At 30.8% G+C, this 12,855-nt stretch carries 10 protein-coding genes and 2 tRNA genes; 9 read left to right on the top strand and 3 right to left on the bottom strand.

The window, feature by feature from the left end; all coding sequences use genetic code 11:
- The first annotated feature begins 21 nt into the window (after window positions 1-21).
- On the top strand, window positions 22-972 hold the full coding sequence (locus AC2TEO_RS01815; RefSeq protein ID WP_442266471.1) for a transketolase family protein: 951 nt from the start codon (window positions 22-24) through the stop codon (window positions 970-972).
- Between the two features lie 51 nt (window positions 973-1,023).
- Window positions 1,024-1,647 (top strand): porin family protein, encoded by a 624-nt coding sequence (locus tag AC2TEO_RS01810; RefSeq protein WP_442266470.1) that lies wholly within the window; start codon window positions 1,024-1,026, stop codon window positions 1,645-1,647.
- A gap of 93 nt (window positions 1,648-1,740) precedes the next feature.
- Here the strand turns inward: AC2TEO_RS01810 and bamM are convergent, their stop codons facing one another.
- Window positions 1,741-2,658: a beta-barrel assembly machine lipoprotein BamM gene (gene bamM / locus AC2TEO_RS01805; protein WP_442266469.1), complete on the bottom strand. Its 918-nt coding sequence runs from the start codon at window positions 2,656-2,658 to the stop codon at window positions 1,741-1,743.
- Between the two features lie 76 nt (window positions 2,659-2,734).
- Between bamM and hslR the strand changes: the two genes are divergently transcribed.
- Entirely contained in the window at window positions 2,735-3,115 is a 381-nt protein-coding gene (gene hslR, locus AC2TEO_RS01800; RefSeq protein ID WP_442266468.1) for an Hsp15 family ribosome-associated heat shock protein, read from the top strand.
- Window positions 3,116-3,124: 9 nt separating this feature from the next.
- Entirely contained in the window at window positions 3,125-3,628 is a 504-nt protein-coding gene (locus tag AC2TEO_RS01795; protein ID WP_442266467.1) for a phosphoribosyltransferase family protein, read from the top strand.
- Here AC2TEO_RS01795 and AC2TEO_RS01790 read toward each other — a convergent pair.
- The gene (locus AC2TEO_RS01790) at window positions 3,609-4,133 is read right to left on the bottom strand and encodes a shikimate kinase (RefSeq protein ID WP_442266466.1); all 525 of its coding nucleotides are present in this window, start codon (window positions 4,131-4,133) and stop codon (window positions 3,609-3,611) included. The genes AC2TEO_RS01795 and AC2TEO_RS01790 overlap by 20 nt on opposite strands.
- A gap of 108 nt (window positions 4,134-4,241) precedes the next feature.
- Here AC2TEO_RS01790 and AC2TEO_RS01785 point away from each other — a divergent pair.
- From AC2TEO_RS01785 to purL, 5 genes are all read left to right on the top strand, one after another.
- Window positions 4,242-4,314, top strand: a tRNA-Lys gene (locus tag AC2TEO_RS01785).
- A 37-nt stretch (window positions 4,315-4,351) separates the two neighbouring features.
- Window positions 4,352-4,435: transfer RNA gene (locus tag AC2TEO_RS01780), tRNA-Leu, on the top strand.
- Between the two features lie 111 nt (window positions 4,436-4,546).
- Window positions 4,547-5,332: a carboxypeptidase-like regulatory domain-containing protein gene (locus AC2TEO_RS01775; RefSeq protein WP_442266465.1), complete on the top strand. Its 786-nt coding sequence runs from the start codon at window positions 4,547-4,549 to the stop codon at window positions 5,330-5,332.
- A gap of 37 nt (window positions 5,333-5,369) precedes the next feature.
- On the top strand, window positions 5,370-7,517 hold the full coding sequence (locus AC2TEO_RS01770; RefSeq protein ID WP_442266464.1) for an endonuclease: 2,148 nt from the start codon (window positions 5,370-5,372) through the stop codon (window positions 7,515-7,517).
- Window positions 7,518-7,619: 102 nt separating this feature from the next.
- Window positions 7,620-11,291 (top strand): phosphoribosylformylglycinamidine synthase, encoded by a 3,672-nt coding sequence (gene purL, locus AC2TEO_RS01765; RefSeq protein ID WP_442266463.1) that lies wholly within the window; start codon window positions 7,620-7,622, stop codon window positions 11,289-11,291.
- Window positions 11,292-11,351: 60 nt separating this feature from the next.
- Here purL and AC2TEO_RS01760 read toward each other — a convergent pair.
- Window positions 11,352-12,646 (bottom strand): IS3 family transposase gene (locus tag AC2TEO_RS01760; protein ID WP_442266462.1). Its coding sequence is split into 2 segments (ribosomal slippage): window positions 11,352-12,280 and window positions 12,280-12,646, totalling 1,296 coding nucleotides; the frame shifts between segments, so codons are not numbered across the junction.
- Window positions 12,647-12,855: the final 209 nt, after the last annotated feature.

The raw sequence follows: 12,855 nt of genomic DNA, 5'->3' as shown, positions 1-12,855 counted from the left end.
GTCAGAATTTACAACACAACAATGAAAAAATACACATTTACAGAAAAAAAAGATACACGTTCTGGTTTTGGTGACGGTTTAACTGAATTAGGAAAAACAAATCCTAATGTAGTAGCCTTATGTGCTGATTTAACAGGTTCATTAAAAATGAATGAATTCGAAAAAAATCATCCAGATCGCTTTTTTCAAGTAGGTATTGCAGAAGCAAACATGATGGGAATAGCAGCTGGACTTACTATTGGCGGTAAAATTCCTTTCACTGGAACATTTGCTAACTTCTCTACGGGAAGAGTTTACGATCAAATTCGTCAATCTATCGCGTATTCACACAAAAATGTTAAAATATGTGCTTCTCACGCAGGTTTAACTTTAGGTGAAGATGGAGCTACACACCAAATTTTAGAAGATATCGGGTTAATGAAAATGTTACCTGGTATGACTGTAATTAATACTTGTGACTATAACCAAACTAAAGAAGCTACTATCGCTATCGCTGAGCATGATGGACCAGTTTATTTACGATTTGGAAGACCAAAAGTTCCTGTATTCATGCCACAAGGTGAATTTAAAATTGGAAAAGCTATCAAATTAACTGAAGGTACAGATGTAACTATCGTTGCAACTGGTCATTTAGTTTGGGAATCTTTATTAGCTGCAGAAGCATTAGAAAAAGATGGAATTTCTGCTGAAGTAATTAACATTCACACTATAAAACCTTTAGATGAAGAAGCTATTTTAGCATCTGTAGCTAAAACAAAATGTATTGTTACTGCTGAAGAACATAATAAATTAGGTGGATTAGGCGAAAGCGTAGCACGTTGTTTAGCAGAGAACACTCCTACTCCACAAGAATTTGTTGCTGTAGATGATAGTTTTGGTGAATCTGGAACACCAGATCAATTGATGAAAAAATACAAAATTAACGATGAAGCAGTAATAGCAGCAGTTAAGAAAGTAATAAAGAGAAAATAAACGAGTTATTAACTCGTTTTTTTTATATATAATAATTCTAAAAGTAAAATTATGAAGAAACTTATTTTTACATTATGCTTATTATTTGCAGCAGTACAATTTTCTGAAGCGCAAATAGGTTTTGGTATTAAAGGAGGTATAAACTACAACTCAGATTCGTTTAAAGAAGTGTCAGATGATATTATTAACGGGAATGCTGAAAGCAGAACAGGTTTTCACGCCGGTGTTTGGTTACGATTTAAATTACCAATGTCTGGCTGGTATGTTCGTCCTGAATTAGTTTATACTTCTTTAAAAAGTGAAGTAGATTTAAAAACTACTGCTACTACTACACAAAAAGTAGGTTATGATTTTCAAAAAATTGATATTCCTGTACTATTAGGAAAAAAATTCTTTAAAGTTGCTTACGCGCATATTGGTCCTTCTTTTCAATATCTTCTTGATGGTGATTTGAATTTTGATGCAGTTTCTGATCTTAAAGCTGATGGGTTTACTGTAGGCTTACAATTAGGTGGTGGTGTTGAATTAGGTAAAGTTGGTATAGATTTACGCTGGGAAAGAGCTTTTTCTGATGTTGAATCTGAAATAATTTCTAATATTGGAGGAGTTAATAATACTACTAATTTTGACACTCGAGTTAATCAAATTATTATAGGACTTTCATATAGATTTTAATTAAAAAGAAATTATAAATTTCCTCAAATAAAAAGGACAACGAATTCGTTGTCCTTTTTATTTTTTATACTATACTATTTAAAAAAAATGAATTTAGTCATCTTTTGATTTTCTAACTTCTGGATTTAAATAATCTGGTAAAGTTGGATTGTTAGGGTCACTAAAATCATTTAATGGGTTACCATCTTTAATTTTTGTATCCTCATTTCTTGTTAAAACAAGGTCTCCATCATCATCTGTATCAACAAAATTTGGTAAACCGTCTCCATCTGTATCATCATTCCATGGTTTCCCATCGCCATCTAAATCTTCTAATATAGAAGGTATTCCATCAACATCTCCATCAGTATCTACAACAATATCATTTACTTCTACATAAAACATTAAAATATCATTAGCTAAAATTCCTCCAGCAACAAGGCCTTCATTTCTATAAGCTAATCCAGAAGGAATAAATAAAACTCCTTTACCTTTATTTGAAAAAGTTAATGGTTCGTTAGGATTAGTGGTATTTATTCCTCCTTTAAAATTTGTCATTCCATAAGTCCAACCACGTATTACTCCAGATCCTAAAACGAACCAAGTGTTTACATTAACATCAAATTGCACAGGACTAATTCTTTCAGTATCTAAGATCTTTCTTCCTGAATAATTTACTAAAACAGAATCTACTACAGTTGGAAATCCTTTAGGAGAAGAACCTTCATTTCTAACATAGGCATATAATTTAAAATCAATTTCTTTCCCATTTATATTATCAACTACATCTTGAGTTTTTAAATTAGGATCTTCTGATAGTGGCGTTTTTCCTGCCTCCATCGGCTTTACTATATCTGTATCTAAATCATAATAATGATTTTTAAAAAATTTAACCAACGAATCATTATCAATAGCAGATTGTGCTGCATGATCAAAGTTTGGGTCTACTGTACTTACAGGACCATCATCACCACACGAATACACTAAAATTGAAATAATACCAACTAATAGTATATGTTTTATTTTCATCATTTATTTTTATTTAGGGCTGCAATTTACCATTTTTATACCTTTGTAAAAAGAAGTCAACAAAAAATTAACTTTTTGAATGAGAATTGATAAATATTTATGGTGTATCAGATTGTTTAAAACAAGAAATATAGCTACAACTGCTTGTAAAAAAGGACAGGTAAAAATAGATGATAAAATATGTAAACCTTCTAGAGATATTTTTGGAAGTGAAACTATAACAATCCGTAAAAATCAAATCAATTATAAAATAATTGTTCTAGACATACCACCGAATAGAGTTGGTGCTAAATTAGTTGATTTATATAGAAAAGATATAACTCCAAAGGAAGAGTTTGAAAAAACTGAATTGTTAAAATACGCAAAAGACTATTATAGAAAAAAAGGCACAGGAAGACCTACCAAAAAAGACAGAAGAGATATTGAAGATTATTACGAAACTAATGAAGAAGATTCATAAATTTGCACCATGATCGAGACAAACAATATCATACTGAACACGACACAGGTTCATCAAAAAATTAAAAGAATCGCATATCAGATTTACGAAGTAAATCATTTAGAAAATGAAGTTGTTATTGCAGGTATAGCAAATAATGGTTTTTTGTTAGCAGAAAAGATTGTTGAAGAACTTAAAAATATTTCTGATTTAAATATCACTCTCTGTAAAGTAAGTATTAACAAAAAAAATCCTTTAGAAGAAATTACAACTGATATTACCGTTAAAGATTATACTAACAAACCTTTGGTATTAGTAGATGATGTTTTACATTCTGGAACTACTTTGATATATGCTGTAAAACACTTTTTAGGCGTTCCTTTAAAGAAATTTAAAACAGCTGTATTGGTAAATAGAAATCATAAAAAATACCCTATAAAAGCCGATTTTAAAGGTATTTCATTATCAACATCTATAAAAGAACATGTTGTAGTTGAATTTAATGATAATAATATTATCGCTTTTTTAGAATAGATTTAATTTCTAATAAAATATCATCTATATTTTTATTGTTAGTATTTATTTTATGTGAAGCTTGTTCGTAGAAAAAACTACGTTCAAATAAATGTTTTGCTATAAACTCATGTAATTCACCATCATTTAATTTAGCAATTAAAGGTCTTGATTCTTTTTCTTTCTTTAACCTTTCTACTATTGTATTAATGGAAGTTCTTAAGTAAATGGAAATTACATTTTCTTTCTTATTAATTACATCCATATTTCCAGCATAACAAGGAGTGCCACCTCCTAAAGAAAGAATAAAATCATTTTCTCTTTCTAAAAGTTCTTTTAAGCATTCATGCTCTTTTAATCTAAAAAATATCTCTCCTTCTACATCGAAAATTTCTGGAATTGTTTTATTTAATTTACCTTCTATATAATGATCTAGATCAATAAAAGGTAGTTTTTTCTCTTCCGAAAGTAATTTTCCGATAGTAGATTTACCACTCCCCATATAACCTAACAGTATAGTTTTCATTGAAATAATTTTTAGAGTTACAAAGATTAAAAAAAAAACATAAAAAATACTTTCAAGTTTCAAAAAACGTATATATATTTGCACTCGCTTTTCGAAAGAAGAGTTATTGACCGGGTAGCTCAGTTGGTAGAGCATCTCCCTTTTAAGGAGAGGGTCCTGGGTTCGAGCCCCAGCCCGGTCACATAAAGTTAAGCATTTGCTTAACTTTTTTTATTTAAGCGCATATGGCGGAATTGGTAGACGCGCTGCCTTGAGGGGGCAGTATTCTTATGAATGTGGAAGTTCGAATCTTCTTATGCGCACTCAAAACGTTTCTTTATAATTAGAGAAACGTTTTTTTATGGTATATTTTTTGAAAGTTCTTTAACGTATAATTGACTAATATCACCATAAATATTCCGTATTATTGCATTATGCTAAAAAAATTATCTTTACTATTACTTATCTTAACAGTTTACAACACTTTCGCTCAAGAAAACAAATTAAGAGGGCAAGTTGTTCATGCAGTTACAAAGAAACCGCTTAGCGCTTCACATGTACTTAATTTAAATACCGTAATTGGTACTATCACAAATGAAAAAGGACTTTTTGAATTAACTGCTAAAGCAAACGACACTGTTTTAGTATCTTTTTTAGGTTTTGAGTCTATTAAATTGAAAGTAACTAATGATTTACTAAAAGGTAACGAATTAGAAATAGCTTTGAACGAAAAACCAGAAGAAGTTAAAGAAATTATTATAAAGTCTACTAAATTAATTGGTGTATTAGAAGTAGATATAAAACAGGTTCCTAAAGATAAATTTACTAGAATACATTTAAATGGATTACCACAGACTTATGAAGTTGGAAGACCACAAAAAATCTCCTCTCCCATTGCTAAACTTCTCAACCCTGTAGATCTCGTTTATAACTTATTTGGGAAAAAACCTAAACAACTAAAAAAATTACAAAAGCTAAAGAAAGAAGATGACTTGCGTAAAATGTTAGCAGGCAAATTTGACAGAGAAGTAATGATGGAATATTTAGAAATGGATAAACAACAATTAACAAAACTGTTAGATGATTGTAATTATTCTGAATACTTCATTAAAAAAGCTAGTGACTTACAGTTAATTGAGGCTGTGTTAAATTGTTATGAAAATTATAAAGCAATTAAAAAAGGTAAAATTGAAAGAGATAGAATACCTAGAAAAAATTAAATTATAGTTTTTAAATCAATTCTTAAAAAAGTTATTTATGGTAAAAAAAATACCTTTAACTATTTTTGCTTTGTTATACTTTACTATAACAAGCTCTATTTATGCCCAGCAAAGTTACTACAGTGATGTAGACTTAAACCTTACCGGAACATCATTAAAAAACGCTTTGGCTGTAAAAATAATTAATACTCACACCAACGCTTTAGATTATACTCCTGGAATATGGGAAGCTTCAAGAGCTACTGATATTAATCCCGTTAACAGTTCTGAAGTTTTACTTATTTATGGTTACAGTACTTCTGGATCTACTTCTAGAACTAGAGGAATTAATGATAATGGAGGAAACAACGGAGAATGGAACCGAGAGCATGTTTATGCTAACTCATTAGCCAATCCTGATCTAGATGCAGGTGGTACTAACGGACCTCCGTATGCTGACGCTCATAATTTACGTCCTTCTGATACGCAAATTAATTCATCAAGGGGTAATAAAAAATTTGCTACAGGATCTGGTAATTCTGGAGCTGTTACAAATGGATGGTACCCTGGAGACGAATGGAAAGGTGATGTAGCTAGAATTATTATGTACATGTATTTGAGATATGGAGACCAATGTAAACCTACACAAGTTGGTGTTGGTAATTCATCTGCTACTCCAGATGACATGATTGATTTATTTTTACAATGGAATGCAGAAGATCCTGTTTCTGATGTTGAAAAACAAAGAAATACTTTTCATGAAAATACTTCAAACACTTATGCTCAAGGAAATAGAAACCCTTTCATCGATAATCCAAGATTAGCTACAAGAATTTGGGGAGGACCAGATGCGGAAGATATTTGGGGAATTTATTCAAATTCAGATACAGAAGCTCCAACTGTACCAACAAATTTAATGGCAAGTAACATCACTACTTCATCTATTGACATTTCTTGGACAGCTTCAACGGACAATGTTGATGTAACTAGTTACGATATTTATGTAGATGGAAATCTAAACACTAATGTAACAAGTACAAACCATACGTTAAATAATTTAGCTTCTAATACAACATTTTCTATTTCGGTTTTAGCTAAAGATGCTGTTGGTAATGAGTCAGCTCAAACTTCTCCAATAACACCTAAAACTTTAGAAGATACAACTGCTCCTACTACTCCAACAAATATTGTTATTAGTAACGAAACAGATACTACATTTAAAGTTTCTTGGAGTGCATCTACCGATAATACTGCTGTCACTGAATATGAAATTTATATTGATGGAAGTGTAAATGGAACTAGTACGAATACAGAATATACTGCAAATAGTTTAACAGCCTCTACTACTTATAGTGTTCAAGTTTTAGCAAAAGATGCAGTTGGTAATTCTTCTTCATTAAGTACTGTAGTAAACGCAACAACTACAGATGGGGGAACTTCAAGCGCAAATGAACTATTTTTCTCAGAATATGTAGAAGGGTCAAGTAATAATAAAGCTATTGAAATCGCAAATGTTACTTCTAATCCAATTGATTTATCTGTGTATAGTATTAAAAGAAACGGAAATGGTGGTTCAACTTGGTCTGCTCCTCTTAATCTTTCAGGAACAATAGCTGCAGGCGATGTGTATGTAATCATTAACGGTAGCTCTTCTATTCAAAAACTAATTGATGAAGCTGACTTGAATCATCCAAATTCTAGTGCAACTAACAACGGAGAACCAATAAACTTTAATGGAAATGATCCTGTAGGTTTATTTAAAAATGATGTTTTAATAGATATTATTGGTGTTTTCAATGGAGGAACAGCTAATTTTGCTAAAGACAAAACATTACGAAGAAAATTAACTGTAGTTACCCCTAACACTACTTTTGATTTAATAAATGAATGGGAAGAATTTCCACAAGATAATGTAGACAATATCGGAATTCATAATACAGCTACAGCTAGCGTAAATGAAGAAATTCTAAATAATATTAAAGTTTTTCCTATTCCAACTATTAATGGAACTATAAAGATTCAAAACAAAACTAATATTACTATTAATAGAATAAGTGTATTTTCTATAGATGGTAAAGAAGTTTTTAATTCTTCTAAAAACTTAAATGAAAACACAATCTTCATTAAAAATTTACTAACTGGAATATACTTTTTAAAAATAAAGACAAATTCTGGAGATAAACATCAAAAGATATTAGTAAAGTAAAAATTAAAGCGGCAAAATTTTGCCGCTTTTTTTATGCTTCTATTTCATCCAAAAGAATTAAATTTACACCCTTATAACAACACGTAAACACAACTTAACATAATGATTCATTTCTTTGGAAACACAAGCAGCAAGGTTTTTGCTGTTCAAACAACAGAAGAATTAACATCTGAGACTATAGCAAAATTAACTTGGTTATTTGGTAATCAACCTAAAATAAACGTGGCGTCTATCGACGCCTTTTTTGTTGGACCAAGAGCGGCTATGATTACACCTTGGAGTACAAATGCCGTTGAAATCACCCAAAATATGGGTATTGAAGGTATTATAAGAATTGAAGAATTTAATGCTGTAGCTAAAGATTTTTCAGAATTTGATCCAATGATTTCTCAAAAATTTGAAAAATTAGATCAAGAAACGTACACCATAAACATTAGACCCGAACCAATTATAGCAATTGAAGATATTGCAACTTATAATGAGCAAGAAGGTTTAGCATTAAGTAGCGAAGAAGTTGAATATTTGAATGAAGTTTCTGAAAGAATTGGAAGAAAACTTACAGATTCTGAAGTTTTTGGTTTTTCACAAGTAAACTCAGAACACTGTAGACATAAAATTTTTAATGGAACTTTTGTCATAGATGGAGAAGAACAACCTACTTCTTTATTCAAAATGATTAAAGAAACTTCGAAACAAAATCCAAATGATATTGTTTCTGCATATAAAGATAATGTCGCTTTTATAAAAGGTCCTAAGGTTGAACAATTTGCTCCAAAAAGTGCAGATAAACCTGATTTCTACGAAACCAAAGAGTTTGAATCTGTGATTTCATTAAAAGCAGAAACACATAACTTCCCTACTACTGTAGAGCCATTTAATGGAGCAGCTACTGGTTCGGGGGGAGAAATTAGAGATCGTTTAGCGGGTGGTAAAGGTTCTATTCCAATGGCCGGTACTGCTGTATACATGACTTCTTATTCTCGCTTAGAAGAAAATCGTCCTTGGGAAAAAGCCATGGATGAAAGAAAATGGTTATACCAAACACCAATAGATATTTTAATTAAAGCTTCAAATGGAGCTTCTGATTTCGGAAATAAATTCGGACAGCCATTAATTTGTGGATCAGTTTTAACTTTTGAACATGAAGAAGATGCTAGAAAGTTAGGGTTTGATAAAGTAATTATGCAAGCTGGTGGAATTGGATATGCTAAAGCAGATCAAGCTTTAAAAGACACACCTAAAGAAGGTGATAAAATTGTAATTCTTGGAGGTGAAAATTACAGAATTGGTATGGGAGGAGCTGCAGTTTCTTCTGCTGATACTGGTGAATTTTCTTCAGGTATTGAATTAAATGCTGTTCAAAGATCTAATCCAGAAATGCAAAAACGTGCTGCCAATGCAGTAAGAGGAATGGTTGAAAGTGAAGAAAACTTTATTGTTTCTATTCACGATCATGGAGCTGGTGGACATTTAAATTGTTTATCTGAATTAGTAGAAGATACAGGTGGAAAAATTGACTTAGATCAACTTCCTGTTGGAGATCCTACATTATCTGATAAAGAGATTATTGGAAACGAATCTCAAGAAAGAATGGGATTAGTAATTTCAGAAGAAAATTCTGAAATATTAAATAGAATTGCAGAAAGAGAACGTTCTCCTATCTATACTGTTGGTGATGTTACTAACGATCATCGTTTTACATTTAAATCTAAAACTAAAGGTAATACACCAATGGATTTAGCTTTATCTGACATGTTTGGAAGTTCTCCAAAAACAATAATGACAGATAAAACAATCAATCGTAACTATAAAGAAATTACATATTCTAGTGAAAACTTTGAATCGTACTTACATCAAGTTTTACAATTAGAAGCTGTTGCTTGTAAAGATTGGTTAACAAATAAAGTAGATCGTTGTGTTGGTGGTAAAGTAGCTAAACAACAGTGTGTTGGACAATTACAAATACCTTTAAATAATGTTGGTGTTATGGCACTAGACTTTAAAGGTAAAGAAGGAATTGCTACTTCTATTGGCCACTCTCCTATTTCTGGTTTGATAGATTCTAGAGCAGGAAGTTTAAATTCAATTGCTGAAGCTTTAACGAATATTATTTGGGCACCTTTGAAAGATAATTTACAATCGGTTTCTTTATCTGCAAACTGGATGTGGCCTTGTAAAAATGAAGGTGAAGATGCTAGATTATACAAAGCTGTAAAAGCAGTTTCTGAATTCTCTATTGATTTAGGTATAAATGTTCCTACAGGTAAAGATTCTTTATCAATGAAACAAAAGTATCCTAATGAAGACGTGATTTCTCCAGGTACAGTAGTTATATCAGCAGCTGCAAATTGTAATGATATTACTAAAGTTGTAGAGCCAGTTTTTCAACAAAATAAAGGAGATATTTACTACATCAATTTATCACAGGATAGTTTTAAATTAGGTGGTAGTTCTTTTAGTCAAGTTGTAAATAAGATAGGTAATGAAGTACCATCAATAAAAAATGCAGCTTTTTTCAAAAAAGCTTTTAATACTATTCAAGAATTAATTAAGCAAGAAAAGATTGTTGCTGGACATGATGTTGCTTCGGGTGGTTTAATTACTACTCTTTTAGAATTATGTTTTGCAAATACAAATACCGGAGCTAACTTAGATTTATCTGCGCTAAATGAAAATGATTCTTTACGTTTATTATTTGCTGAAAACTCAGGAATTGTAATCCAAGCAAGTGATAGTTCTATAGAAGATACATTAAAAGCTAATGCTATTGAATTCTTTAAAATAGGTTCAGTAACTGAATCTGATAGAATTAATATTAAGAATAATACTGATTTATTTTCTTTATCAATTAGTGAATTAAGAGATGTTTGGTATAAAACTTCATATTTATTAGATCAAAAACAAACTGCAAATAACTTAGCTGAAGATCGTTACCAAAACTATAAAAACCAGCCTTTAACATATACTTTTCCTAATAATTTTACTGGTGAATTACCAAAAATAGATACTACCAAGCCAAAACCTAAGGCTGCTATTATTAGAGAAAAAGGTTCTAACTCAGAAAGAGAAATGGCAAATGCCATGTATTTAGCTGGTTTTGACGTTAAAGATGTTCATATGACTGATTTAATATCTGGAAGAGAAACTTTAGAAGACATCCAATTCATTGGTGCTGTAGGTGGTTTTTCTAACTCAGATGTTTTAGGTTCTGCTAAAGGATGGGCTGGAGCATTTTTATATAATGAAAAAGCAAATACTGCATTAAAGAAATTCTTTGAAAGAGAAGATACTTTATCAGTTGGTATTTGTAATGGGTGTCAGCTATGGATGGAATTAGAGCTAATTAATCCAGAACATGATATTCATGGAAAAATGATTCATAACGATTCTAACAAGCATGAGAGTTCGTTTACATCTGTGAAAGTTCAAGAAAATAACTCTGTAATGCTATCTAGTTTAGCAGGAAGTACTTTAGGTGTTTGGATTTCTCATGGTGAAGGTAAATTTAATTTACCTAAACAAGAAAACGAATATAATGTTGTAGCTAAGTACGCTTACGAAGAATACCCTCATAATCCTAACGGTTCAGATTATAACGTAGCCATGTTAACTGATAAAACAGGAAGACATTTAGTTACTATGCCACATATTGAACGTTCTACATTCCAATGGAACTGGCCATATTATCCTGAAGGTAGAAAAGACGAAGTTTCTCCATGGTTAGAAGCATTTATTAATGCTAAAAATTGGATCGATAATAAAAATGATGATTAAGTAATTTAATTATATGACTAGTCCTAAATAACCGTTACAGTTATTTATTGATTAAATATATTAAACATCATCTAAAGCTATAGCTTTAGATGATGTTTTTTTTCGATATGATTTTATCTTCATTTTATTTTGTTGATGTGCCTGGTTAGGAGTTTTAAAATGACATGACCAATGCGGTCTTTTAGAGTTATAAATAGTTATTGATTGCTTTACTATTTTCTTCATTATCTTAATATCTAGATTTGTGGTAGCAATAAAGAACTCTTGTTTTAAGATTCCATTAACCCGTTCAGCTATCGCATTTTGATATGGATCGTATGATTCTGTCATACTACATTTAATATTATGTTTTGATAAAATATTTTGATAGATGTTACTACAGTACTGCAATCCTCTATCTGAATGATGGATAAGTTCCTTCTCTGGATATACTCTATTTTTCATAGCTATCTCCAAGGCTTTTACCGTTGAGCTTACTTCTAAAGTTTTATCCAAATGATATCCTATGATTTTCTTAGAATATGCATCTGTAATTAATGATAAATACATAGGGTTCTTACGATTGCCTAAATATGTAATATCTGCTACCCATACTTGTTCTGGTCTATTTATTTCCAGATTTTCAATAAGATTAGTATGTTTTCTAAAACGATGATGAGAGTTGGTTGTAATGTGATAACTCTTTTGTCGTTTTATCAATAGTTTATTAGCTCGTAAAATATCAAATAATCGATCTCTTCCAACAGCTAAACTGCTTAATTCCTCCGAAAGAAGATAATACAGTTTTCTTGTCCCAATCCTTGGTTGTTCCATTCTTACACGCTTAACCAATTCAACAACCTTATTGGCTATTGATTGAGATTTCTTAACTCTATAGTTAGCTTGATAATAGACCTGTCTGCTAAACCCAAGTAATTTACAGGTAGAAGAAATACTTTCTTTCTTTTGTAAAACAAACATATCAATTACTCGGTTTTGGAGTTTTTTCTAATAGGAATATTATACTCTTTCTCAGCTAAATCAATCATCATATCAAACAGTATCGCTTTCTTCTCTGATGCTGCTGCTTGAGCTTTTAAACGATTGTTTTGCTTTTCTAATTGACGTAATTTTTGCTCTAACTCTAATAATTTTTGTTCTGGTGATTTTGGCATATTAGATGGTGTTTGATCAGTCCAATCAAAGTTACCATATTTTCTCAACCATACTAAAACAGTACTTCTTCCTTGAATCCCATATTTAAGTTGAGCTTGTTTGTAGGTTAATTCGCCTTTTTCTACTTCCGATACAACCGAAAGTTTAAAACTCATCGTATAATCTTTCTGAGTACGTTTGCGGTAAATGTTGTCGTTCATAAGGTTACAAATTTGTGTAACGCTATTTCAGGACGAGACAATATGATAAAATTAAGAGACACTATTATTAGTGTCTCTTTTTTTTTACAATTGTATACTAATAGATAGTTTACATAGTTAAACTAATTAAGATCTAGATAATTTTACAATTGTAACCTCTGATTAGGTTGTTAATTATGCTCAAAAGGATGGCTAATAGCAAATATTGG

The sequence above is a fragment of the Tenacibaculum aquaeponti genome, from assembly GCF_057221555.1.
The sequence above is the reverse complement of the archived record's forward strand: the minus strand, read 5'-3'. Positions and strand labels throughout refer to the sequence as shown.